Source organism: Polynucleobacter victoriensis (assembly GCF_900187875.1).
GTDB classification, from domain to species: Bacteria; Pseudomonadota; Gammaproteobacteria; order Burkholderiales; family Burkholderiaceae; genus Polynucleobacter; species Polynucleobacter victoriensis.
Window position 1 is genome coordinate 486846 of record NZ_FYEX01000001.1, and the last position, 23748, is coordinate 510593.

Annotated in this window: 24 protein-coding genes and 1 tRNA gene; 17 read left to right on the plus strand and 8 right to left on the minus strand. The window is 43.2% G+C overall.

Annotated features, from left to right (window positions below; translation table 11 throughout):
• Positions 1 to 24: 24 nt before the first annotated feature.
• Positions 25 to 1014: a quinone oxidoreductase family protein gene (locus CFR83_RS02520; RefSeq protein WP_243383319.1), complete on the minus strand. Its 990-nt coding sequence runs from the start codon at positions 1012 to 1014 to the stop codon at positions 25 to 27.
• 138 nt (positions 1015 to 1152) lie between these two features.
• Between CFR83_RS02520 and CFR83_RS02525 the strand changes: the two genes are divergently transcribed.
• From CFR83_RS02525 to rng, 8 genes are all read left to right on the plus strand, one after another.
• Entirely contained in the window at positions 1153 to 1875 is a 723-nt protein-coding gene (locus CFR83_RS02525) for a YebC/PmpR family DNA-binding transcriptional regulator (RefSeq protein ID WP_088812409.1), read from the plus strand.
• Between the two features lie 71 nt (positions 1876 to 1946).
• Entirely contained in the window at positions 1947 to 3221 is a 1275-nt protein-coding gene (gene purD, locus CFR83_RS02530) for a phosphoribosylamine--glycine ligase (RefSeq protein ID WP_088812410.1), read from the plus strand.
• Between the two features lies 1 nt (position 3222).
• The gene (gene hemF, locus CFR83_RS02535; RefSeq protein WP_207758545.1) at positions 3223 to 4152 is read left to right on the plus strand and encodes an oxygen-dependent coproporphyrinogen oxidase; all 930 of its coding nucleotides are present in this window, start codon (positions 3223 to 3225) and stop codon (positions 4150 to 4152) included.
• Positions 4152 to 4871, plus strand: coding sequence for a nicotinate (nicotinamide) nucleotide adenylyltransferase (gene nadD, locus CFR83_RS02540; RefSeq protein ID WP_088812411.1), 720 nt, complete (start codon positions 4152 to 4154; stop codon positions 4869 to 4871). Before hemF ends, nadD begins: the two co-directional genes overlap by 1 nt.
• Complete coding sequence (rsfS, locus tag CFR83_RS02545; RefSeq protein ID WP_088812412.1) at positions 4871 to 5272, plus strand: ribosome silencing factor; 402 nt, start codon at positions 4871 to 4873, stop codon at positions 5270 to 5272. Before nadD ends, rsfS begins: the two co-directional genes overlap by 1 nt.
• 31 nt (positions 5273 to 5303) lie before the next feature.
• Positions 5304 to 5747, plus strand: a complete 444-nt coding sequence (gene rlmH, locus CFR83_RS02550; RefSeq protein WP_088812413.1) for a 23S rRNA (pseudouridine(1915)-N(3))-methyltransferase RlmH — start codon at positions 5304 to 5306, stop codon at positions 5745 to 5747.
• Between the two features lie 20 nt (positions 5748 to 5767).
• Entirely contained in the window at positions 5768 to 6400 is a 633-nt protein-coding gene (locus tag CFR83_RS02555) for a Maf family protein (protein WP_088812414.1), read from the plus strand.
• 25 nt (positions 6401 to 6425) lie between these two features.
• A complete protein-coding gene (rng, locus tag CFR83_RS02560; RefSeq protein ID WP_088812415.1) occupies positions 6426 to 7889 on the plus strand; it encodes a ribonuclease G in 1464 nt (487 codons plus the stop codon).
• Here rng and msbA read toward each other — a convergent pair.
• A complete protein-coding gene (msbA, locus tag CFR83_RS02565; RefSeq protein WP_207758546.1) occupies positions 7886 to 9691 on the minus strand; it encodes a lipid A export permease/ATP-binding protein MsbA in 1806 nt (601 codons plus the stop codon). The genes rng and msbA overlap by 4 nt on opposite strands.
• A 38-nt stretch (positions 9692 to 9729) precedes the next feature.
• Between msbA and CFR83_RS02570 the strand changes: the two genes are divergently transcribed.
• The 3 genes from CFR83_RS02570 to CFR83_RS02580 are packed head-to-tail and all read left to right on the plus strand — an operon-like array spanning position 9730 to position 12377.
• Entirely contained in the window at positions 9730 to 10491 is a 762-nt protein-coding gene (locus CFR83_RS02570) for a glycosyltransferase family 2 protein (RefSeq protein WP_088812416.1), read from the plus strand.
• On the plus strand, positions 10488 to 11270 hold the full coding sequence (locus CFR83_RS02575) for a glycosyltransferase family 2 protein (protein ID WP_088812417.1): 783 nt from the start codon (positions 10488 to 10490) through the stop codon (positions 11268 to 11270). Before CFR83_RS02570 ends, CFR83_RS02575 begins: the two co-directional genes overlap by 4 nt.
• A gap of 12 nt (positions 11271 to 11282) precedes the next feature.
• The gene (locus tag CFR83_RS02580; protein WP_088812418.1) at positions 11283 to 12377 is read left to right on the plus strand and encodes a glycosyltransferase family 9 protein; all 1095 of its coding nucleotides are present in this window, start codon (positions 11283 to 11285) and stop codon (positions 12375 to 12377) included.
• 27 nt (positions 12378 to 12404) lie between these two features.
• Here CFR83_RS02580 and dnaE read toward each other — a convergent pair whose 3' ends face one another.
• Complete coding sequence (gene dnaE / locus CFR83_RS02585; protein ID WP_088812419.1) at positions 12405 to 15902, minus strand: DNA polymerase III subunit alpha; 3498 nt, start codon at positions 15900 to 15902, stop codon at positions 12405 to 12407.
• Between the two features lie 3 nt (positions 15903 to 15905).
• Here dnaE and gluQRS point away from each other — a divergent pair, with 3 nt between their 5' ends.
• Entirely contained in the window at positions 15906 to 16811 is a 906-nt protein-coding gene (gluQRS, locus tag CFR83_RS02590) for a tRNA glutamyl-Q(34) synthetase GluQRS (RefSeq protein WP_088812420.1), read from the plus strand.
• Positions 16812 to 16844: 33 nt separating this feature from the next.
• Here the strand turns inward: gluQRS and CFR83_RS02595 are convergent, their stop codons facing one another.
• Both CFR83_RS02595 and CFR83_RS02600 read right to left on the minus strand, forming a co-directional pair.
• Positions 16845 to 18218: a DEAD/DEAH box helicase gene (locus CFR83_RS02595; protein ID WP_088812421.1), complete on the minus strand. Its 1374-nt coding sequence runs from the start codon at positions 18216 to 18218 to the stop codon at positions 16845 to 16847.
• Positions 18219 to 18275: 57 nt separating this feature from the next.
• Entirely contained in the window at positions 18276 to 18683 is a 408-nt protein-coding gene (locus CFR83_RS02600) for a GlcG/HbpS family heme-binding protein (RefSeq protein ID WP_088812422.1), read from the minus strand.
• Positions 18684 to 18871: 188 nt separating this feature from the next.
• On the opposite strand from CFR83_RS02600, the gene CFR83_RS02605 reads away from it, so the two are divergent.
• Positions 18872 to 19210 carry an ArsR/SmtB family transcription factor gene (locus CFR83_RS02605; protein WP_243383321.1) on the plus strand — a complete coding sequence of 113 codons (339 nt, stop codon included), beginning with the start codon at positions 18872 to 18874 and terminating at the stop codon, positions 19208 to 19210.
• A gap of 10 nt (positions 19211 to 19220) precedes the next feature.
• The gene (locus CFR83_RS02610; protein ID WP_088812423.1) at positions 19221 to 19409 is read left to right on the plus strand and encodes a YgaP family membrane protein; all 189 of its coding nucleotides are present in this window, start codon (positions 19221 to 19223) and stop codon (positions 19407 to 19409) included.
• Between the two features lie 8 nt (positions 19410 to 19417).
• On the opposite strand, the gene CFR83_RS02615 is transcribed toward CFR83_RS02610, so the two are convergent.
• From CFR83_RS02615 to queG, 3 genes are all read right to left on the minus strand, one after another.
• Positions 19418 to 19789 (minus strand): AzlD domain-containing protein, encoded by a 372-nt coding sequence (locus CFR83_RS02615; protein ID WP_243383322.1) that lies wholly within the window; start codon positions 19787 to 19789, stop codon positions 19418 to 19420.
• Positions 19782 to 20489, minus strand: coding sequence for an AzlC family ABC transporter permease (locus CFR83_RS02620; RefSeq protein WP_088812424.1), 708 nt, complete (start codon positions 20487 to 20489; stop codon positions 19782 to 19784). The genes CFR83_RS02615 and CFR83_RS02620 overlap by 8 nt, the downstream gene beginning before the upstream one ends.
• A gap of 70 nt (positions 20490 to 20559) precedes the next feature.
• Complete coding sequence (gene queG, locus CFR83_RS02625) at positions 20560 to 21687, minus strand: tRNA epoxyqueuosine(34) reductase QueG (RefSeq protein WP_423808370.1); 1128 nt, start codon at positions 21685 to 21687, stop codon at positions 20560 to 20562.
• A 33-nt stretch (positions 21688 to 21720) separates the two neighbouring features.
• On the opposite strand from queG, the gene tsaE reads away from it, so the two are divergent.
• The 3 genes from tsaE to CFR83_RS02640 all read left to right on the plus strand — a co-directional run bounded on the left by tsaE (position 21721) and on the right by CFR83_RS02640 (position 23672).
• Entirely contained in the window at positions 21721 to 22233 is a 513-nt protein-coding gene (gene tsaE / locus CFR83_RS02630; protein ID WP_088812426.1) for a tRNA (adenosine(37)-N6)-threonylcarbamoyltransferase complex ATPase subunit type 1 TsaE, read from the plus strand.
• Complete coding sequence (locus CFR83_RS02635) at positions 22230 to 23552, plus strand: N-acetylmuramoyl-L-alanine amidase (protein WP_088812427.1); 1323 nt, start codon at positions 22230 to 22232, stop codon at positions 23550 to 23552. The genes tsaE and CFR83_RS02635 overlap by 4 nt, the downstream gene beginning before the upstream one ends.
• A 44-nt stretch (positions 23553 to 23596) precedes the next feature.
• Positions 23597 to 23672 (plus strand) — tRNA-Lys (locus tag CFR83_RS02640).
• Positions 23673 to 23748 lie beyond the last annotated feature (76 nt).

A 23748-nucleotide genomic window follows, 5' to 3' on the forward strand; every position in this document is an offset into this window, starting at 1 on the left:
CTAATTTTTAAGTGTCTATTTGTATTACCAAGGCAATAAGATTGTTGAGCCCGTAGTTTTTCGATCTTCTAAATCACGATGGGCTTGCGCAGCATTTTCTAATTGATACTTTTGATTAATTTCAATCTTGATTTTGCCGCTCATAACCTTGTCAAATAAATCAGCAGCCATGGGCTCCAACAAAGTTCTGTCATGCGCGTAGGTCATGACAGTTGGTCTTGTTAATTTCAATGAACCCTTACCACCCAAGATACCAACATCAATCGGAGGAACAGGTCCAGAGGCGTTGCCGTAAGTGACCATCATGCCTCTTGGCATGATGCAGTCCAAAGACTGCATGAAAGTGTCTTTACCAATCGAGTCATAAACCACATTCACACCACGACCATTGGTGAGCTCGCGCGTACGTTTTACAAAATCTTCTTTGTTATACAAGATGGTGTGGTCACAACCATAAGATTTAGCCAGTTGAGCTTTTTCTTCTGAGCCCACGGTGCCAATCACAGTGGCACCTAATAGCTTTAACCATTGCATAGCAATCAAGCCCACTCCACCCGCTGCCGCATGAAATAAAACCGTATCACCAGGCTTTACTTGATAACTGTCTGTTAATAAGTATTGAACAGTTAAACCCTGCAACATCATGGCTGCACCCATTTCAAATGAAATGGCATCTGGCAATTTGACAACAATATCTGCCGGCATCACACGAATCTGGCTATAAGCTCCAGCAGGTTTACCAGCATAAGCAACTCGATCACCTGCTTTTAAATGCTTTACCTCAGAGCCCACCGACTCAATAACACCGGAAGCCTCCATGCCCAACCAACCTGGTAAGGGTTGTGGATACACCCCTTTACGGAAATAAACATCGATGTAATTAAGGCCAATGGCTTCATGTCGAATTCTGACATCCTGAGGACCGGGCTCACCCACCTCAATATCTACCCACTTGAGGACCTCTGGACCACCCACTTCCATCATTTTGATAGCTTTAGATTGCATCACACTCATGTTTGTCTCCTGCTTTTATTAACTGTTTTTGTTTAATTTTTTTGGTTTTTTAGGTAATCAAGCCTCAATTTGCCTAAAATTACGTACTTAGCTAAATATATAGCAATTCTTTACTAAAAGTTATCTACGGGAGTATTTATGGCCGGTCATTCCAAATGGGCCAATATCCAGCATCGCAAAGGTCGCCAAGACGAAAAGCGAGGCAAGATCTGGACGAAGTTAATTCGAGAAATCACAGTAGCAGCCAAAATGGGTGGCGGAGATATTGCCACCAACCCACGCCTACGTTTAGCGATTGATAAAGCTAAAGATTCGAACATGCCTAACGATAACGTGCAAAGAGCGATTCAGCGTGGCACAGGTTCATTAGAAGGCGTTAACTACGAAGAAATTCGTTACGAAGGATATGGTCTTAATGGTGCTGCCGTGATTGTTGACGCACTAACAGATAACCGCACACGCACAGTAGCTGAAGTAAGACATGCTTTTACAAAACATGGTGGCAATTTAGGTACTGATGGTTCAGTGGCGTTTTTGTTTAAGCACTGTGGCCGCATGTTCTTTGCACCCGGCACATCTGAAGACGCATTAATGGAAGCCGCTCTTGAGGCAGGCGCTGATGATGTGATTCCTCAAGAAGATGGTTCTATTGAGGTGGTTACCCCAGCCTATGAATTTACTTCTATCAAAGAAGCTTTGATCGCTAAAGGTTTTACCCCTGAATTAGGTGAGGTAACGATGCGTCCAGATGCAGATACAGAACTGTCTGGTGATGACGCCATCAAAATGCAAAAACTATTAGATGCCCTTGAAGCTCTGGATGATGTTCAAGAAGTATTTACAAATGCGTCAATGGAGTAAAAATCTTTTCTATTGAACGCCGCGTCAGATTATTAAGTTAGTTAGAGTCAGTTGAATAAACGAAAGTATTTATGAAAATTTTAGTTGTTGGTTCTGGTGGTCGCGAACATGCATTAGCTTGGAAACTAGCTCAATCACCAAAAGTACAAAAGGTATTTGTTGCGCCAGGTAATGGTGGCACAGCAACTGCGGCTGCTAAGAATATGGGCATTGAGAACCTACCAATCACTGACCTTAATGCATTGGCTACATTTGCTCAAGAAGAAAAAATTCATTTGACAGTGGTAGGTCCCGAGGCCCCATTAGCTGGTGGCATTGTGGATATTTTCAGAAATCAAGGTTTACGCGTTTTTGGACCAACTCAAAAGGCTGCCCAATTAGAGTCTTCTAAAGACTTCGCTAAAGCCTTTATGAAACGCCACAATATTCCGACAGCGGAATATCAAACGTTTTCAAATATCACAGAAGCACATGCTTATATCGATGCCAAAGGTGCACCGATTGTGATTAAGGCGGATGGTTTGGCTGCCGGTAAAGGCGTAGTAGTTGCCATGACATTAGAAGAAGCTCACGGTGCTATTGACATGATGCTATCTGACAATAAGCTAGGTGATGCAGGCGCTCGCGTGGTGATCGAAGAGTTTTTACAAGGTGAAGAAGCTAGCTTTATTGTAATGGTCGATGGCAAGAACGTTTTAGCGCTTGCAACCAGCCAAGATCACAAGCGTCTCTTAGATGGCGACCAAGGTCCTAATACAGGTGGCATGGGCGCCTACTCTCCCGCACCAGTTGTGACACCAGAGATACACGCAAGAGCTCTAAGAGAAATCATCTTGCCAACTGTGAAAGGCATGGCTGCAGATGGTATTCCATTTACTGGTTTTTTATATGCAGGCTTGATGATTGACTCAAGCGGCAAAGCAAAAACATTGGAGTTCAATTGCCGCATGGGAGACCCTGAGACTCAACCAATTATGTCTCGCATGCGTAGCGACTTTTTAACAGCTCTTGATGCTGCCGTTGACGGCAAGCTAGATCAGGTTGAACTAGAGTGGGATCCTCGCATTGCTTTAGGCGTAGTGATGGCTGCGCACAATTACCCTGAGACACCACGCAAGGGTGATGTGATTACTGGTATTCCTGCCGATGATGAGAATCATGTGACTTTCCATGCGGGAACCACGATGGAAGATGGCGTACTTAAGACATCTGGCGGTCGCGTATTGTGTGTGGTTGGCTTAGATCACACAACTAAAGGTGCGCAACAGAAAGCTTATGCTCATTTAGATCAAATTAAGTTTGATGGTGCCCAGTTCCGTCGCGATATTGGTTATAGAGCTCTTTGATATGTCCAACACTGTGATTGATACCAATACCCTTCGCAACTATTTTCTAGGCTTGCAAGATCGCATCACAGATGCGATGGGTGAAGTAGATGGCAAACCATTTATTACAGATGCCTGGACAAAACCTGCTGATGCCAAATTAAAAGGTGATGGCAGATCTCGCATTTTGGAAGATGGCAATATTTTGGAGCGCGGTGGCGTTGGTTTTTCACATGTGCGTGGCGATGCCATGCCCCCTTCTGCCACAGCACATCGCCCTGAATTAGCAGGTCGTGCTTTTGAAGCCATGGGTGTGTCATTGGTGTTTCACCCACGTAACCCACACATACCAACAGTGCATCTGAATGTGCGTTGCTTTATTGCACAAGCAGAAGGTAAAGAACCTGTTTGGTGGTTTGGTGGTGGCATGGATTTAACGCCGTACTACGGCGACGAAAAAGACTGCCAACATTTCCACCAAACTTGCAAAAATGCTTTGGATCCATACAACCCAGAATTACATCCTCGTTTTAAAAAGTGGTGTGATGAGTATTTCTATTTAAAGCATCGTGATGAGCCACGTGGCATTGGTGGCATTTTTTATGATGACTTTAGCGAGTTAGGTTTTGAAAAGAGTTTTGAAATGACTCGTTCAGTCGGTGATGCCTTTTTAGATGCTTATCTGCCGATTGTTAAAAAACATCAAAACGACCCATACACAGAAAGTCAAAGAGAATTCCAGGCTTTCCGTCGCGGTCGTTACGTGGAATTTAATTTGGTATTCGATAGAGGCACTCTGTTTGGCCTGCAATCAGGTGGTCGCACAGAATCAATTTTGATGTCAATGCCACCAGTAGTTCGTTGGGGCTACGATTGGAAACCAACTGCCAATAGTCCTGAAGCACGTCTTTACACCGACTTTTTAAAACCTAAAGATTGGATCAATCTTTAATGGATATTAAAAAGCGTAAAGCCATAGGAATTTTGGGTGGCACATTCGACCCACCGCATTGGGGACATTTACGTTTAGCAGAACACTTTTCAAGAGTGTTGCAGTTAGATCACATTATTTGGATGCCAGCTGGTCAACCATGGCAAAAGAGCAGTGATATCACCCCAGCCAAACATCGTTTGGCTATGAGTGAATACGCCATTGAAACCCTGCATGACTTGTTTGTAGATCACCACATTTACACCAAGATTGAAATCAGCACCCTGGAGATGGCCAGAGAAGGTCCTAGCTACGCGATTGATACTGCCAAAGAGATCCGCGCACTGTATGGCCCTGATGTATCTATTACGTGGCTAATGGGTGCTGATAGCTGGGCAAATATCAAAACATGGCATCAGTGGCCAGAATTACCCAAATATGTTCACCTCGCGGTAGCCAGTCGCCCAGAAACAGATTTGGGTAATAGTCTTAATGTTGTTAGCAATAGCAATGAAGCCACTCATGCGGTTTTTGGTGATAAACAGACCCAAGACCCTCAATTGTTACAATTGAACCCATTAGGGCATGTTTTGTTTGATCAAAGCCTGCAAATTAATCTTTCCTCCAGTGCACTCCGTGATAGTTTCTACAACAATACGTCATGGGATGAATTGGCAGATGCAATACCACCCTTGGTACTCGATTACATCGAAGCCAATGGTCTTTATAGAAATGAATGATGGATATTCCAAAACTACAACGTGTGATCATTGATGCGCTTGAAGATGTCAAGGCTGAAGATATTCGTGTATTTGATACGAAGAAAATTAGCGACCTTTTTGATCGCGTGATCATTGCTACTGGCAATAGCAACCGCCAAACAAAATCTTTGGCGATGTCTGTCAAAGAAGCCGTGAAAGAAAAAGGCGGCGAAGTGATCTCTGTAGAAGGTATGGAGACTGGTGAATGGGTATTGGTTGATTGCGGCGATATCGTTGTACATATTTTGCAACCAATGCTGCGCTCGTACTACCAACTAGAAGGCATTTGGGGTGACAAACCCGTGCGCGTTAAGTTGGGTGGCAAAGCTAGTAAATCAAAACGCTTTGCTAGCGAACCTGAGGACGAAGAGGACGATTAAGCCCATTGGCTTAAAACTCCTTTTTTAAGCCATGAAACTGTGGGTGATTGCAGTTGGTCACAAAATGCCAGCTTGGGCAGAAACTGCCACCCAAGACTATGTAAAGCGCATGCCTGCAGACTGCGCCATACAGATCAAAGAACTAAAACCTGATTTAAACCCCGCCAAAGAAGCTATCAAGATCAGAGAAGCTTTACCCAAGGGTGTACACATTATTGCTTTAGACGAACGTGGCAAGGATGTTTCCACCAAAGACTTGGCTAATCAAATGAGTGCTTGGCGCCAAGACGGTAAAGATATTGCCCTATTAATTGGTGGCGCTGATGGTCTAGACCCCGAACTAAAGAAAGAAGCTGCATCCATGATGCGCTTATCTAGTATGACCTTGCCACACGCTATGGCACGAGTCATTTTGGTTGAACAACTCTACAGAGCTTGGACGATTCTGCAAGGCCACCCTTATCACCGGGTTTGAATCTGAATTACTTCTAATAGATGCACTCCTATATTTATTTAGCCTCCCAAAGCCCAAGACGCCAAGAACTTTTGCATCAAATTGGTGTGAAGTTCGAGCTATTACTAGCAGATGCCTCAGAGGATGCTGAATCTCTAGAAACTCATATACCCAATGAATCTGCACTGAGTTATGTAGAACGGGTTACTTTGGCCAAGTTAGACGCTGCAGAGCAACGCTTACTAAAACGTCAATTACCTTGGGCACCCATTCTTTGCGCAGATACAACCGTGGCAATTGTTTTGAATGACAAAGAAATTATTTTGGGTAAACCTGAAGATGAGACAGATGCCAAAAGAATTCTTCAGATATTAAGTGGCAAAACACATCAGGTTCACACAGCTATTGCATTGCTCGCCAATCAAGGTTCTAAGCCAAAAGTTTTAGTCTCCAGCTCATCCGTTACTTTTAAAAGCTTGAGTGATGCAGAAATTGATGCCTATATCGCTAGCAAAGAGCCTATGGGTAAAGCAGGTGCTTATGGCATACAAGGCATCGCCGGATCATTGATTAGTCACATTTCTGGCAGTTTTAGCAGCATCATGGGTCTACCTCTTTATGAAACCGCCCAGTTACTTCAAGAAACTGGTATAAAGTTTTCTATACAAAACTAAAAACCATCCAATATCACCCATCGCAATGATCGAAGAGATTCTAGTCAACATTACCCCGCAAGAAACACGCGTTGCGATTATTCAGCAAGGTGCCGTACAAGAACTTCATATTGAAAGAAGTCAAAGTCGTGGCATTGTCGGTAATGTGTATTTAGGTAAAGTAACTCGCGTCTTACCAGGCATGCAATCTGCTTTTGTGGACATAGGTTTAGATAAGGCTGCCTTTTTACATGTGGCCGATCTTTGGATGCCAAAAAACTCTAAACCTGATAACACTCCGATTGAAAAACTGGTGTTTGATGGTCAAACGATTTTGGTTCAGGTGTTAAAAGATCCACTGGGCACCAAGGGTGCCCGCTTAAGCACGCACATCAGTATTGCTGGGCGCAACTTGGTATACCTGCCACAAGAAGATAATGGCAATCAAATTGCTATTTCTCAAAAAATTGATAATCTCGAAGATCGTGATGCACTAAAGAAACGCTTTCAGGCACTAATGCCAATTGGTGAGCAAGGCAGTTATATTCTGCGCACCAGTGCTGAAGATGCTGATGATCAAGAATTACAGAATGATTTGAGATACCTAAGCGCTACTTGGAGAAAAGTTCAAGAAGGCAGTCTGCGTTTATCCGCACCAAGCTTGCTACACCAAGATTTAAGCTTGGCAGAACGTGTTTTAAGAGATTTAGCGACTGATGCAACGGGTCAGATCCGCATTGACTCAGCAGAGAATTTTGAAAAACTCACAACCTTTGCAAGAGACTTCACACCCAATCAAGAAAGCAAGTTAGTTCTATATCGTGGCGAGCGCCCTTTATTTGACTTATACGACACCGAATCAGAGATTAATCGCGCACTAGGTAGACGCGTTGATCTTAAGTCAGGCGGCTATTTGATGATTGATCAAACGGAGTCAATGACGACGATTGATGTAAATACTGGCAGCTTTGTTGGAGCTCGCACTTTTGACGATACGATTTATAAAACCAATTTAGAGGCAGCCCAAACCATTGCGCGCCAGCTACGTTTGCGTAATTTGGGCGGCATCATCATTATTGATTTTATTGATATGCACAGCAAAGAACATCAAGATGCTGTGCTTGATGAGCTGAATAAAAATTTAGCCAGAGATAAGATCAGAACCTCAGCCAACCCCTTCTCATCATTAGGTTTGGTAGAGATGACTCGCAAGCGCACCCGTGAATCTTTAGCTCATTTGCTATGTGAGCCATGCGAAGTTTGCCAAGGCAAGGGTCAGGTTAAAACTGCTCAAAGTATTTGCTATGAAATTTTGCGAGAAGTGCTGCGTGAACACCGTCAGTTCAATCCCAAAGAATTTAGGATTATTGCCAGCGCTGATGTGATTGACCGCTTCTTAGAAGAAGAAAGCGGTCACCTTGCTCAGTTAATTGAATTTATTGGCAAACCCATCCGCTTACAAGCCGAATCTAGCTTTAATCAAGAACAGTACGATATTGTTCTGAATTAAGCTTGTGAAAACTGCAAGCGATGCAAGCTTGCATACAGTCCATTTTGCGCCATCAACTCTGCATGAGAGCCATTCTCCACAACACGGCCATGATCAAGCACGACAATTCTGTTGGCGTTCTCAATGGTTGAGAGACGGTGAGCAATCACTAGAGTTGTACGACCCTCCATCAACCTCTCCAAGGCATCTTGTACCTGACGCTCTGACTCAGAATCCAAAGCAGAAGTTGCTTCATCCAAAATCAAGATTGGGGCATCTTTGTAAATAGCCCTAGCAATCGCCAAACGTTGACGCTGACCACCTGATAGTCGGTTGCCGTTATCACCCACTTCAGAATCAATCCCTTCAGGCAATTCTTTAATTAGTTCTGCCAAGTTGGCAGCATGCAATGCTTCATGCACTCTGCCTCGATCAATCTCTTCTAGGCTAGTAGCACCATAGGCAACGTTAGCAGCAATGGTGTCATTAAATAAAACCACATCTTGGCTCACAAAAGCCATTTGACGGCGCAAGTCTTTGAGATCGATTTCTTGAATATCCACTCCATCTAGATGAATTGCGCCAGATGTTGGATTAAAGAAGCGAGGCAATAAATTAACCAAGGTGGATTTGCCACTACCAGATGGGCCAACAAAAGCCACCACCTCACCCGCTGGAATTCTTAGATCAATGCCTTTAAGAACTTCTTTTTTAACTTCACCAGAGTCATCTGCACCCAATGCACTTGAACCAGAATAGCCAAAGCTGACTTGCTTGAGCTCAAGATCACCCCGAGCTTTATCTAATTTGACAGCATTAGCCCTGCGTGATGAATCTTCCTCAATCGGCTGATCCATCAATTTAAAGATCATGTCTGCAGCGGCAATACCTCGTTGCAGAGGCTGATTGATATCTGCCAGATGCTTTAAGGGAGAAATAATCAAAATAAGGGCAGTCACAAAAGCAACAAATCCACCTACCGTGGTCTCAGCCATTGATGATTGAAACAAGGCCACCAACAACACCCCTGATAAGGCAATTGAAGCGATGAATTGTGTAATAGGTTGGTTCAAACCACCCGCCACAGCAATCTTCATCGAGTAACGGCGCAATTTGTTAGCCAACAATGAGAAGCGTTCTTTTTCATATGCTTGGCCGCCATGCAGTTTTACAACTTTATAACCACCAACACTTTCTTCAACAACATAGGAAAGCTCATTAGTCATATCTTGACTGACTTTATGAAGCCTACGTAAACGAGTGTTAATTAATTTAGCGATGTAACCAATGATTGGGAAAATAATCAAAATCAAAAGGGTTAGGCGCCAGTTGAGATAGAAGAGATACGCCATCAAACCAATCACGGTTAGACTGTCTCTAACGAGATTCATAGCAACACTGGTAATCACCTGAAGTACTGCATTGACCTCAAAGACAAGCGCATTGATCAACGATGCAGCAGAACGATTCATGAATAAATCAGCAGGCGCTTGCAATAAGCGATGAAACATCTGCTCACGTAATTTGTATAAAACAGAATTAGTTAAATGGCTTAGAGCGTAATTAGAGCCAAATTGGGCAAATCCACGAATAAATGCCAAACCCACCAAAAATGCTGGAACATGCCACAGCTTGTCATCCAACTTGCCACTGAAACCTCTATCTAATAATGGTTTCAAGAGTGCAGGAATAGCAGTTTCTGAAGCGGCAACGATGCCTAAGCCCAGTAATGCCAATACCACTGCCAATTTGTGAGGCAGCGCATATTTTAAGATGCGTTTTAGCGCAGTTTGAGTCTTAATATTGATACTATTTGAATCCATAACCTCAATCGTAACCTACACGGTGCTAACATCGCTTAATGAGCTTATCAGTCATCTTAATTACCAAAAATGAAGAAGCCAATCTCAAGGACTGCCTTGAGAGCGTTTCTTTTGCTAACGAGATTATCGTCGTTGATAGCCAAAGTAGCGATAAAACTCAGGAAATTGCTCAATCATTTGGCGCAAAACTAGAAATAACAAGCGATTGGCCGGGCTTTGGCCCCCAAAAAAATCGTGCTCTTAACTTGGCAACTCAAGAATGGGTGCTATCAATTGACGCCGATGAAAGAGTCACCCCAGAACTCAAAGAAGAGATTTTGACAGTGATTTCATCAAAAGATGCTGCTAATTGCTATGCCATTCCAAGATCTTCTTGGTACTGCGGTCGTTTTATGAAACATTCTGGTTGGTACCCAGATTATGTCGATCGCTTGTTTAAACGCGGTACAGCAAAGTTCTCTGATCATTTAGTTCATGAGCGTCTATTACCGGATGGTCCAGTAGCTAAGCTGGAGAAACATTTTTTGCACTATAGCTTTAGAGACTTCTCTCAGGTGTTAAAGAAAGTTGACGCCTATTCAACTGCATCTGCAGAGCAAGCCTATCTGAAAGGTAAACGCTCATCTGTGGGCAAGGCAATGGGTCATGGGCTATGGGCATTCTTCAGAACATACTTCCTACGCCGAGGTTTTTTAGACGGCTCTCAAGGTCTAGCATTAGCAATCTCAAATGCTGAGGGTAGCTATTACAGATACCTGAAAATATGGTTAATACAAGAAGCCAATAAAGATAAGAAATGAAAATCAGCGTCATTATTGCAACCTATAACCGCCCAGATGCACTGGATATAGTTCTTCAATCCCTAGAAAAACAAACCGATAAAGGTTTTGAAATAATTATTGCTGATGATGGCTCAGGTAGCGAAACAAGAGAGCTAGTGACACATCACATAAATAAAAGAAAAAATACTATTCAGCATGTTTGGCATGAAGATCTAGGATTTAGGCTTGCTCAAATTAGAAATTTAGCCACTCAATCAGCAAGAGGAGATTACTTAATATTCCTAGATGGCGATTGTGCCGTACAACCAGACTTTATTGAACAACACAAAAAACTATCTGAGCCAGGTTACATGGTTACAGGTAGCAGAGTGCTCTTAGAAAAAACTATTACGGATCAAATTTGCAGTAGTCGCGAATGGAACTACGATGACTTTAAAGCCAAGGCTTTAGTAAATCTTTTCAAAAAACAACTAAATAAAATTTTGCCTTTGTATATCAAAATACCAAATAACTTATTTAGAAAATATAAGAAATTCGAATGGCGCCGTATTAAAGGTTGCAATTTAGCTTGCTGGAAGAATGATGCACTAAAAATTAATGGCTTTGATGAAACCTTAATAGGCTGGGGGCATGAGGATGCTGATTTTGTTTTCAGACTTAATGAAGCTGGAATTAAGAGAAAATCAGGCGCCTGGAGCACTGAAGTATTCCATTTGTGGCACAAAATGGCCAACAAAGAAAATGCCGAAAAAAATGCAGCCATTGTTAGAGCAAAAATACTTGCAAAAGCCAAGTAACATAGTTGCCACATGCGTATTAAAAAAATAATCATCATTGCCACACGCCAAATTGGCGACACACTGATCACAACACCATTAATTAGTGCTGCTAAAAGAATTTGGCCAGATGCTCAAATTGATTTTTTTGGATTTGAAAATAGCCTATCAATGCTAAGTGGTAATCCAGACATTCATCAAGTCATAGGCACAAAGCAAAGACTTAAGTTCAAGGATTATTTAGGGCAATTCTTTAGATTGTTTAAGCGATATGACTTGGCAGTTATTACTCAACCCAGTGATCGAGCTTACCTTTATGGATTAGTAGCCGCCAAACATCGTGTCGGAATGATTCCCACAGAGCCTAAATTGAATTGGTGGAAGAAAAAAGTTTGCCTTCATACAGTTGAGGTTGATTACTTTCATCAGCATGTCATTACAGAAAAAATTCGCTTATTAGAAAAATTTTGTGATGAAAATCTATTATTTGGGCAAGAGATTAGCGTTACTCCCCCTGCTGCTACGCCCCTCCCCTCTGAGATTTCTAAAGAACTTAAAGAATCATTCATTGTGATTCACCCAACGCCATTAACTGCATACAAACGTTGGCCTCTGGCTAACTGGGTGCAATTAATTGAATCACTACCCAATGAATATCAAGTGGTTTTAAGTGGCGCTCCAATCGCACAAGATCGAGAATTAAATCAATCCATTATTGATTTGTTAAGCGACACCGCCAAAAGCAAGATTCTTAATTTAGACGGTCGATTAAAACTGGATCAATTGGGAGCCTTATTGCGCCAAGCGAAACTTTATATTGGTGTTGATACATCTGTGACTCACCTAGCTGCAGCTTGCAATACGCCAACTATCACGCTATTTGGTGCAACGCCACCCACCAATTTTGGTCCATGGCCCAATGGGTTTGTTGGGAAACAACCTTATCAACTTAGAGGCTCTCGCCAAAAAATTGGTAATGTGACTATTTTGCAAGGCCCTGGTGAATGCGTTCCTTGCCGTAAAGCTGGTTGCGAGGATAAATCAGATAGTCGCAGTGATTGCTTAGTCAATCTGCCAGTTAGCCAAGTGATAGAAGCTGTTAGAAGCTATGGAATTAACTGTGGTTAAAGTTTGATTTTTTTATTTTTTGATTATCTAGGCGTATTTCACTTCAACATTGCCCTGTCCACCAGACTTGTTGAGAGCAATACTTAAGCCTCTGATGCTTTCATCATCAGGATAGATTTTCCAAGTCTCTGGGAATTGAACCAAGCAAACACTGCCATTACTAATGACATCTGCTGTCATCAATAAGCCTTGAGGTTTTTTGCCCACAAAGTTGTTAACTTGCTGCTTAAATCCTTGGATGTCGATACCTTGCTGCAACTGTACATGCAGACTTCTTGCAAACTTTAGTCGTGCCGTGGTGACATCCATGATGGATTCTGCAACCACTCTCATACCGCCCGAAAACTTATCAGGAGTAACACTGACTTTAGCGATGATGAGTTCATCTTCTTTGAGCCAGTAACGGTTAGGCTCAAACAATTCACTATAGATAGTCATTTCAAGTTGAGCTGTGCCATCATCGATGGTAGCAATCATTAATTTGCCACGCGGGCCCATCATGCTTCTGGTAGAGGTCATGATGCCTGCGATTAAACGATCTTTGCCCTCGGTCAACTGATTTAATTTGGTACGTACAAAATGACTTACTTCATCTCGATAAGCATCGAATAAGTGCCCAGTCAGGTACAAGCCTAAAGCCGCCTTCTCTTCTTGCAAACGTCGCTTCTCGAACCAAGGCTCTTCTTTAACTAATTCTGGTTTGTGCTCGTCAGCAGATCCTGCCATATCAAAGAGACTCACCTGCTGAGCAGACGCATCAGCCTGATCAGCGGCTTCCATAGCTCTTGGCAAGGATGCTAATAAGGTAGAGCGTGAGTCAAAGCCACCATAGAGAGAATCAAATGCACCCGCACGAATCAGGGCCTCCATCGTGCGTCGGTTCACAACTCGACGGTCTAATCTTAAGCAGAAATCAAATAAATCAACAAAAGGTCCATTAGCTCTAGCTTGAATAATTTGCTCAATGGCACCCTCACCCGTTCCTCGAATAGCCCCTAAACCATAGCGAATCATGGTGGCCGCTTGTTCTTTATTGTTTTCATCTTCACGCAATGGCATGAAGCGATACACACTGGTGTTCACATCTGGCGGCAAGATCTTGATCTTGTTAGCTAAGGCATCCTCATAAAGAATCTTTACCTTATCCGTGTCATCCATCGCCAATGACATGTTGGCTGCCATGAATTCTGCTGGGTAATGAGCTTTCAACCAAGCGGTGTGATAAGCCAACAAGGCATAAGCTGCCGCATGAGATTTATTAAAACCATAGCCTGCGAACTTTTCCATCAAGTCGAAAATTTCGTCAGCCTTATCAGGCTTTAATCCACTCTTACCAGAACCATCTCTAAACAACTGGCGATGCTCTGCCATTTCTTCTGGCTTTTTCTTACCCATTGCACGACGCAATAAGTCCGCACCACCCAAAGAGTAACCGCCGATGATCTGCGCCATCTGCATCACCTGTTCCTGATACACCATGATGCCGTAGGTTTCTCGTAGAACAGGCTCAACACGAGGATCTGGGTAATGAACTTGTTCTTTGCCGTGTTTACGAGCAATAAATGATGGGATCAAGTCCATAGGACCAGGACGATACAGAGCCACCAAGGCGATGATGTCTTCAAAGCGGTCTGGTTTTGCCTCACGAAGCATGCCTTGCATGCCACGACTTTCTAACTGGAACACTGCAACTGTGTTGGCATTTTTTAAGATTTCAAAAGCGGCAGGGTCGTCCAGTGGCACTTGACCAACTCGCCAATCTTTTTTGTCTGGATATAACTGATGGATGTATCTTTCAGCCCAATCTATGATTGTTAATGTTGTAAGACCCAAAAAGTCAAACTTCACGAGACCGACTGCTTCTACGTCATCTTTATCAAATTGGCTAACCACACCAGCGTCACCACCATCTTTTGATCCTTGGGTGTACAAAGGACAAAAGTCTGTGAGCTTGCCCGGTGCAATCAATACACCACCGGCATGCATACCAACGTTACGAGTCATGCCCTCTAACTGCTGCGCTAGGCCGAGCAACTGCTTAACCTCTTCTTCACGCGACTCTCGCTCTGCTAGAAGTTTTTCATCTTTTTTGGCTTGCTCAATGGTCACCTGTTGGCCAGGCTTATTAGGAATGAGTTTAGAAATGCCATCCACAAAACCATAGGGCTGCTCAAGAACTCGACCCACATCTCGAATCGCTGCACGTGCTGCCATCGTGCCAAATGTGGCAATTTGACTCACCGCATCTTTGCCATATTTTTCTTTTACGTAGGCAATCACACGATCGCGCCCATGCTGACAAAAGTCGATATCAAAGTCAGGCATGGATACACGTTCTGGATTTAAGAAACGCTCAAAGAGTAAGTTGTAACGCAGTGGATCTAGGTCTGTAATACCCAATGAATAGGCTACCAAAGAACCAGCACCAGATCCGCGGCCAGGCCCCACAGGAACACCATTATTTTTTGCCCAGTTAATAAAGTCCGCAACAATCAAGAAGTAACCAGGGAAACCCATTTGTGAAATGGTTCTTGCCTCAAACTTCAAACGCACTTCATAGTTAGCACGTTGCTTTTCTCTTTCAGCTTCATCGGGATATAAATGGATTAAATGTTTGGATAAGCCCTCCATGGCTTTTTCCATCAAATAATCATCCAACGTCATGCCTGCAGGCACTGGAAAATCAGGTAACTGTGGTTTACCAAGCGTTAAAGATAAGTTACAACGTTTGGCAATTTCAACACTGTTAGTAATGGCTGCCGGCAAGTCGGCAAATAGCTCTTGCATTTCTGCTTGGCTTTTGAAATATTGCTCAGGAGAGAATTTCTTAACCCGCTTAGGATTAGCAAGAATCTCACCTTCTGCAATACAAACACGGGCTTCATGCGCTGTAAAGTCAGAACGCTTCATGAACTGAATCGAGTGAGTCGCCACTACCGGTAACTTGAGTTGATTCGCTAGATGGACTGCCCCATGCAACTGAGCTTCATCCTGCGGATGGCCTGCTCGCTGAATTTCAATGTAGAACGAGCCTGGGAAATACTTCGCCCAAACTTTTGCCCTATTTAGAGCTTCATCTTCTTGATTTGCTAATAAAGCAACACCAACATCACCAAACCTTGCGCCCGATAGAGCAATCAAACCTTCAGCATGCTCTTTGAACCAACTTAGATCAACTTCCGCCCTACCTTTGTACTGATTGGTTAATGATGCTTTTGTTAATAACTCACAAAGGTTTAAATACCCCTGATGATTTTTTACCAATAACTGCAAGCGATATGGTTTATCTCGATCTTCAGGATTACTGATCCATACATCACTACCAACAATAGGTTTAAGACCTTCTTTACGCGCTGACTGATAAAACTTAACTAAACCAAAGACATTTCCTAAGTCTGTGAGGGCCAAAGCACCCATTTGATCACTGACCGCCGCAGAAATGGCATCATCTATGCGTACAGCCCCGTCCACAATGGAATATTCCGAGTGGAGTCGTAAATGGACGAAGCTGGTATTTAAAGACATGAGATGATTTTAGCTATGTTCAAAACCCAATACCGCGGTCGCTTCGCACCCTCACCCACAGGCGCTCTCCACGCCGGGTCGCTCGCAACCGCTTTAGGTAGTTGGCTCCACGCGAAAGCCCATGACGGAAAGTGGCTTTTACGGATCGAAGACCTTGATTTGCCAAGATGCGTGCCAGGTGCCGATCAGACAATCATTCAACAATTATCAGCCTGCGGTTTAAGCTGGGACGAGGAGATTGAATATCAATTCAAACGAACCCATTGTTATAGCGATGCCTTAACAAAGCTGATTGATTCTAATAAAGCTTACGGATGTCGTTGCACCCGAAAACAAATTGAAGATGCGCAACTAGCATCAGGTCGAAAAAAAGATCGTCATGGTGAATTGATTTACCCAGGAACATGTCGCAAGCGCACAGACATCATAGAACCTTGCGCCTGGCGTTTGTATGTTCACGATGCTGAGATTGAATCAACTGTAGGGGATTTTGTATTGCGCCGCGCTGACAGAATTTTTACTTATCAGTTAGCAGTAGTGGTCGATGATCATCTACAAGGAATTACTCATATTGTTCGTGGGGCCGATTTGATAGATAACACCCCAAGGCAAATTTATTTACAACAAGAACTTGGCTACCAAACTCCTAGCTATGTTCACTTACCCTTAGTTCTTGATAACAACCAAGAAAAACTCAGCAAGCAAACCAAAGCAACAGCTATCGATGTCAGCAGTTCTAAAAACGTCTTAAATGCGCTCAGCGCAGCTGCACTTCATATTGGCCTCACCGACCATCGACTATTGGCAAAAAGTAGTGCTGAGATTGATTTAAGCGTTTCTGAGTGGTTGACTGTTGCCCTTAGCAACTATCAAACCCTTTTAAGTCAGGGTTTGATTAAATTCGCTTAATTAAGCTTGTTGAGTGAATTTTTCTTAATTAAATTAATTGGGTTTTTTAAAGCCACCCAATAGTGCTGCAACTGGTTTATTTGATTTAGGCCCAGGCTTAATGGATGGGTTGCTAGAGATATTCGCTGAAGCATTTGATGCTGCATCTTTAGTATCTTTTTTATCTATGGCAGCTTTGTTATCTTTTGCTTGATAAGGCATGTAAAAGAATGGATCGGCACCTGGGCCACCAGCTGGATCAGGCACAGGCATTCTGATGAGCTTGCGATTCATCAGCTTTTCAATATCAGCCAATAACTTTTCTTCAGAGGCGTCTACCAAAGCAATTGCATCGCCTTGCGCACCAGCACGACCGGTTCTACCAATACGATGAACATAATCCTCTGCATTAAATGGCAACTCGTGATTGATCACACAGGGCATATCAGCAATATCAAGACCTCTGGCAGCCACATCAGTTGCCACCAAAACATCCATGGAACCATTTTTAAATGACTCCAAAATTTGCATGCGTTCAATTTGGCTTTTGTCGCCATGAATCGCACCAGCCTTGATACCACTTCTCTCTAATGCACTTGCCAACTTGCTGCAACCAATGCGGCTATTAGTAAAAACAATCGCTTGACGAGAAAGACCTTGTTGAATACGCGCGTTAAGAACTTTTACGACAGCATCTTTTTTGCGCTCAGACGGCACCATATGAATCACCTGACGGACAGTGTCTGCTGCAGCATTTTGTCTAGCCACTTCAATCGTCACAGGATCACGCAAATAACTTTGCGCTAATTTTTTAATTTCTGGTGAGAAAGTTGCTGAGAACAATAGCGTTTGTCGCTGCGCAGGAATCAAACCGATGATGCGTTGCAAGTCTGGTAAGAAGCCCATATCCAACATGCGGTCCGCTTCATCCAAAATCAAAATTTGCACTTGTGACAAATTGGCTGTTTTTTGGGTGATGTGATCAAGTAATCTGCCTGGCGTTGCAATCAATAGCTCAACACCTGAGCGTAATAAGCTAGTTTGTGCTGACATATCTACACCACCAAACACCACAGCAGTTCTGATGTCTGTGTACTTGGCGTATTTGAATGCGTTATCTGCTACTTGGTCAGCTAGTTCACGTGTAGGCGTTAATACCAAAGCACGAATCGGATGTCTTGCTGGTGAAGCACTGCTGCTGGCCATTGGCAAAATATTTTGCAGAATTGGTAAAACAAACGCTGCTGTTTTACCTGTGCCAGTTTGTGCTGCGCCCATGACATCTCTGCCCTGCATCACATGAGGCATGGCTTGCGCCTGAATCGGGGTAGGTTTTGTATAACCTTGCTCTAAGACGGCTCTCAAAATTGGCTCAGCAAAGCCAATTTCAGCAAAAGTTAGTTCGGTATTGTTTTGTTCTGTACTCACAGGGCTCTATTATGAGGCCTGTGAGTCATTGACTGGGATTTTCTTGATATGGCTGCATTACAAAGCAGCAATACCTGCTTTGGCCACTTCAGCATCCTGATCTGATTTAGCCCCAGAAACACCTATGGCGCCAATCGTTTGACCATCCACCACAATGTTCACACCACCCTCTAGCGTGCCCTGTAAAACCGCTGTGGCGTTTAAAAATGACTGACGACCACCATTGATGATGTCTTCATATACTTTGGTCTCACGACGCCCAAGAGCTGATGCTTTAGCCTTTTCTTGGGCGATGTAGGTAGAAATGGTTGGGCAAGCGTCGCGTCTTGTGAAACCCAATAAATGTCCACCGTCATCGACAACTGCAATACTCACACCCCAATTGTTTTTTTCCGCATGAGCATCCGCTGCTGCAAGGATTTTTTTTACATCCGATTGATTTAAATAAGCTTTTTGACTTGGCACGACCGTCTCCTATCGATTTTTATGGTTTTAATAATTGTTCTATCTGTTTTTGTGTTTTCTACGATACCTGAATTTGTGACTTCCTTCAGACGCTGAATGATTTTTGATAAGAATCAATTAATTAATCTATTTATAGTTAAATATAATATATAATGTAATTAATGAATCTTTCTTAGAGAGTAATTGATATGGATACGCAAGTAGTTCAAACCAATGAAGCGATGCCACACCTAGATATCAGCCTAATGCGCGCTAACGCAGATAACGCATGTCGCATGATGAAGACATTGGCCAATCGCGATCGCTTGATGTTGCTTTGCCAATTAAGCCAAGGTGAAAAACGCGTAGGTGAATTAGAAGAAGCCACCAATATTCAGCAACCTACTTTGTCTCAACAACTCGCTGTGTTGCGCGAAGAGAATGTTGTATCAACACGCAGAGATGGCAAACATATTTATTACAAGATTTCTAGTCCCATCGCGATGTCAGTGATGGAATTACTGTATGCCACATATTGTGGAAAATAAGGAGAGCACGATGCAATGCAATGTTGGCGGTATCGACCGCGTTTTACGTATCACTGTTGGCGCACTTTTAGTGATTCTTGCAATCACTGGTGTGGTTGGCACATGGGGTTGGATTGGTTTAGTTCCAATGGCTACAGGCATCTTCCGTTTTTGCCCAGCCTACCCATTACTTGGCATCAAAACTTGCAGTAAAGATTAATCGAGAGATTAATTGATGTAATTGACTGCTAGCGCATACAGCACTAGCACCAAGGTGCCCGTTAACAATGCGGGCACCATTCTCTCTCCAGGCTTTGAATACATCACGATTAATGCCAGGACACTAACGGTCAAGCGTACATAAATCGGCACCGTACTCAAAAGACCCACAGGTAACAAAATAATTCTGAGCGTTAAAGCAGCCACCATGGCATAAGTGACAGCAGACAACCACTTAAAGATTTCGCTGTCTTGACTGATTTTTCCTGACAAGAAAACACCCAAGCCACGCCATAGGTAAGTGCCTAAACAAGCTGCAATTAATGCAGCCCACATACCTGCATCATTGAACATATTTGATAGATCAGTCGTTTCAGGCAATTGCTTTTTTCCTCAGAGAAAGATCAACGCTATATGCAATGGTGCCACCCACCAAACCCGCGATTAGTAATGAATAGTTAGGAAACCAGAGATATGACACTGGACCAATCACAGCACCCAACAAAATAGCAATGCGATTAGCTCTGGGCTTTACCTCTGTAAAGGTTAATAAGAAAAACAGTGGATTAATAAATACCATGCCAAGACTTAGATAAGTTGGCACCTGCCCTGCTATCAAATAACCCAAGGCTGTTCCTGGTGTTGATACACCCCAACAGACCAATGCAAAACCCGTGAAATACGATAAGCGCTTATCTGGTTCAATTTTTGGAAAATCTTTCATGGCAATAGCCCATGAAGTCATGGCCATGAAGTGAACCAATAGATAGTAAAAAGAACTGCGTTGTTTTTCTGGAAACTGCGGGAACAGCGTCAAACACATAGTAAAAAATCTTGTGGCTGTTAGAGTCACAGCAAATGCAATCGCTACACCTGAAGCCCCCAAAACAAGCATCTCAATTAAGACCACTTGACCAGGCAATGCAAACATAAAGAAACTGGTGGCACTGGTTAACCAAATATCTAAACCATTGGCTTGCCCCATCGCACCAAAGCCCACCATGCCGGCAAATAAAACGGCAGCTGGTGCACCGAAAGCATCTTTAGCTCCTCGTAAGACAACTTCTTTGTTCAAGCTCATGAAAGGAGTTTATTGTTTTTTTTGATTTTGGTTTGATGAACTATTTAGTCAAGTATTTAGCGTCCAGAATTTAGAGCCCTGCATTTAGAGCCCAATCGATGTGTTCTTGAACCATTGGGCTCACAGATACTCTTTTATTAATGAGCGCTACACGTATCTGCTCTTTTTGGCTTTTGCTAAGCGATGTAGCTTGCAAGGCATTACCAATGCCCACAGCTAAGTTTCTGAGCCAAGCTTGATAACCAATACGCCGAATGGGGCTACCCTCATGACGAGATAAGAAATCTTCTTCTGACCATGACCACAAATCAAGCAGTGACGCCTGATCTAAACCATGCCTAGGTAAAAAATCTGGCAGAGCTGTCATTTGTGCAAACTTATTCCAAGGGCAAGCCAACTGACAATCATCGCAACCATAGATACGATTACCCATCAAAGACCTTAGCTCTAGCGGGATAGATCCTTTGTGCTCAATCGTCAGATATGAAATACAACGTCTCGCATCTAATTGATAAGGTGCGGTAATAGCTCCCGTAGGACAGATATTGATACATGCAGAGCATTCACCACAATGACTGGTAATCGGCTCATCAACTGGGAAAGGCACATCAACCAAGATTTCCCCCAAGAAGAACATCGAGCCAGCTTCCCTGTTTAATAAAAGAGTATGTTTACCCCGCCATCCCAGACCAGACTTTTGGGCTAACTCAACTTCCATGACTGGGCCAGAATCAACAAAGACGCGATAGCCTAAAGAGCCGACTTTTTTCTGAATTTCTTCTGCCAATGTTTGCAGGCGCTGGCGTAAGACCTTGTGATAATCGCGGCCACGTGCATACATGGCCACAACAGCTTGCGTTGGGTTTTCGACCTTGGCCATTTCCATATCGCGCCAATCAACAGATTGCCGAATTTCCGTGTTATCAGGCAAATAATCCATGCGAGCTGTGATGACTCGAATGGTTCCTGGTTGAAGTTCTGCAGGATTAGCACGCAAATGAGCTCGCTCGCTCATATAATTCATATCACCGTGACGACCTGCCTTCAACCACTCCTTCAAACGCTCGCTGGCCTGACTCAAATCAGTGTCAGAAACTCTGATATCGCCAAATCCAAGAGAACGGGCTGCATCTCTAATCCAAGAAATATCTTGGATCCAATCTACAGATATTGCAGTCGTTATTTTTTCTTGCGTCACGATTTATGCTCCTTGGTGAGATTGTAGGTCGCCATGACAGAAAAAACATTTCTTTTATCGTCAGAAGCACAAACAGCAGCAATTGCTGAGAAATTAGCAGGTGTGATGTCTGCTTTGATTAAAAAATCTAATTCAAGCAAGTTAAACACTGCTGTTGCCTTGCATCTATCACTAATTGGCGATTTGGGTGCTGGTAAAACGACGTTTACTAGGTATCTATTAAAAGCATTAGGTCACACAGGTAAAGTTAAAAGCCCCACCTACACTTTGTGTGAACCTTATGAATTAGCAACTGATGGCATTCAATTTTCTTTGCATCATTTCGATTTGTACCGGATGCGCTACGCTGAAGAATGGCTGGATGCTGGATTTAGAGAAACATTTAGTAATCCGGGTATTTGCATCGTCGAGTGGCCAGAAAAAGCCGAGGGAACATTACCGGCAGTTGACGCAGAGCTGCACCTCACCATGCATGATGATGAGACTCGTGAATTAATCATCAAAGCTATCAGCCCTGCCGGCAAATCGCTCACAGAAGCTTTATGAAATTCATCCCCAGAAACGCCAAGCGTCGCGATTTACTAAAAAATATTGCAAAAGCGAGTGCTTTGCTTTTTTTAGGGCCATCTCAATTAGCCTTTGGTGCAAAGTTATTAGCAGTGCGCATGTGGCCAGCAGAAGACTACACACGCGTGACATTGGAATCAGATGAAGTGCTGAAGGTCAGTCATCAACTCTTGACCAACCCCCATCGTTTGGTCGTAGATGTTGAGGGACTAGAGCTCACCAACACACTCAAAGAGTTAGTCGCTAAAGTAAAAAGCAACGATCCGTATGTATCTCAAGTTCGGGTAGGTCAATTTCAGCCAAGAGTAGTTCGATTGGTATTTGATTTAAAAGAGAGTATTCAGCCACAATTATTTTCATTAGAACCAGTTGGCAGCTACCAAAATCGTTTGGTGTTTGACTTATACCCAACCGTTGCTAATGACCCACTGATGGAACTGGTACGTAGTAGCTCAAAAAAATCAGCCGCCTTGGATCTTGAAGACCCTATTGGCGCCATCGCCAGGAAAGAAGCTCTCAAGCAAGATAAGCAAGACAAGAGCAATAAAGATGACAGCGCTCAAACAAGTGATGCTAAGTCACCTTATAAGCGCCTATTAACTATTGCGATTGATCCTGGGCATGGCGGTGAAGATCCTGGCGCAATTGGTAAAGGTGGCTCGCGCGAAAAGGATATTGTTTTAGCGATTGCCAGAAAACTCAAAGAGAAAATTGAGCAAGAGCCAGATATGCGTTCATATTTAACACGCGATGGCGATTATTTTGTACCACTACATACTCGCGTCAATAAAGCACGCAGAGTACAAGCTGACTTGTTTGTCTCAGTACACGCTGATGCATTCGTTCAACCTCATGCAAAAGGTGCTTCTGTGTTCGCTCTCTCTCAACAAGGGGCTACTAGTACAGCAGCTAGGTGGTTAGCCAATAAAGAAAATAATGCGGACTTAATTGGAGGTTTAAATATTAAGTCGCAAGATAAACAGGTGGCTCAACTACTTTTAGACATGTCCACCACCGCTCAAATTAAAGACAGTCTGAAGCTAGGCGATGCGGTATTAAAACAAATTGGTGGCTTTGCCAAATTACATAAAAAGCATGTAGAGCAAGCAAGCTTCGCAGTACTAAAAGCACCAGATGTTCCATCAATATTGATTGAGACAGCTTTCATTAGCAATCCAGAAGAAGAAGCTCGACTCAATGATGTGGAATACCAAGAACAGATTGCCTTGGCAATAGTAAAAGGCATTCGAAGTTACTTTGCCAAGAATCCTCCCGTCGCAAAATCTAGACAAATCTAGCTCTAATTTAAAAAGTCCGCTATAATCTTCTTTTTCGCAGATTTGGGTCGGTAGCTCAGTCGGTAGAGCAGCGGACTTTTAATCCGTTGGTCGCGAGTTCGAGTCTCGCCCGACCCACCAAATCAAGGCTTTCGAGCCTTCGAATACAAAAACCACTAAAGTGAGAACTTTAGTGGTTTTTTTCATTTCAGATATC

Excerpts from the sequence above, each read along its gene's own strand:
- CFR83_RS02520 (WP_243383319.1), bottom strand. The coding sequence starts at position 1,014 with ATGAGTGTGATGCAATCTAAAGCTATCAAAATGATGGAAGTGGGTGGT.
- CFR83_RS02525 (WP_088812409.1), top strand. The coding sequence starts at position 1,153 with ATGGCCGGTCATTCCAAATGGGCCAATATCCAGCATCGCAAAGGTCGC.
- purD (WP_088812410.1), top strand. The coding sequence starts at position 1,947 with ATGAAAATTTTAGTTGTTGGTTCTGGTGGTCGCGAACATGCATTAGCT.
- hemF (WP_207758545.1), top strand. The coding sequence starts at position 3,223 with ATGTCCAACACTGTGATTGATACCAATACCCTTCGCAACTATTTTCTA.
- nadD (WP_088812411.1), top strand. The coding sequence starts at position 4,152 with ATGGATATTAAAAAGCGTAAAGCCATAGGAATTTTGGGTGGCACATTC.
- rsfS (WP_088812412.1), top strand. The coding sequence starts at position 4,871 with ATGGATATTCCAAAACTACAACGTGTGATCATTGATGCGCTTGAAGAT.
- rlmH (WP_088812413.1), top strand. The coding sequence starts at position 5,304 with ATGAAACTGTGGGTGATTGCAGTTGGTCACAAAATGCCAGCTTGGGCA.
- CFR83_RS02555 (WP_088812414.1), top strand. The coding sequence starts at position 5,768 with ATGCACTCCTATATTTATTTAGCCTCCCAAAGCCCAAGACGCCAAGAA.
- rng (WP_088812415.1), top strand. The coding sequence starts at position 6,426 with ATGATCGAAGAGATTCTAGTCAACATTACCCCGCAAGAAACACGCGTT.
- msbA (WP_207758546.1), bottom strand. The coding sequence starts at position 9,691 with ATGGATTCAAATAGTATCAATATTAAGACTCAAACTGCGCTAAAACGC.
- CFR83_RS02570 (WP_088812416.1), top strand. The coding sequence starts at position 9,730 with ATGAGCTTATCAGTCATCTTAATTACCAAAAATGAAGAAGCCAATCTC.
- CFR83_RS02575 (WP_088812417.1), top strand. The coding sequence starts at position 10,488 with ATGAAAATCAGCGTCATTATTGCAACCTATAACCGCCCAGATGCACTG.
- CFR83_RS02580 (WP_088812418.1), top strand. The coding sequence starts at position 11,283 with ATGCGTATTAAAAAAATAATCATCATTGCCACACGCCAAATTGGCGAC.
- dnaE (WP_088812419.1), bottom strand. The coding sequence starts at position 15,902 with ATGTCTTTAAATACCAGCTTCGTCCATTTACGACTCCACTCGGAATAT.
- gluQRS (WP_088812420.1), top strand. The coding sequence starts at position 15,906 with ATGATTTTAGCTATGTTCAAAACCCAATACCGCGGTCGCTTCGCACCC.
- CFR83_RS02605 (WP_243383321.1), top strand. The coding sequence starts at position 18,872 with ATGGATACGCAAGTAGTTCAAACCAATGAAGCGATGCCACACCTAGAT.
- CFR83_RS02610 (WP_088812423.1), top strand. The coding sequence starts at position 19,221 with ATGCAATGCAATGTTGGCGGTATCGACCGCGTTTTACGTATCACTGTT.
- CFR83_RS02620 (WP_088812424.1), bottom strand. The coding sequence starts at position 20,489 with ATGAGCTTGAACAAAGAAGTTGTCTTACGAGGAGCTAAAGATGCTTTC.
- tsaE (WP_088812426.1), top strand. The coding sequence starts at position 21,721 with ATGACAGAAAAAACATTTCTTTTATCGTCAGAAGCACAAACAGCAGCA.
- CFR83_RS02635 (WP_088812427.1), top strand. The coding sequence starts at position 22,230 with ATGAAATTCATCCCCAGAAACGCCAAGCGTCGCGATTTACTAAAAAAT.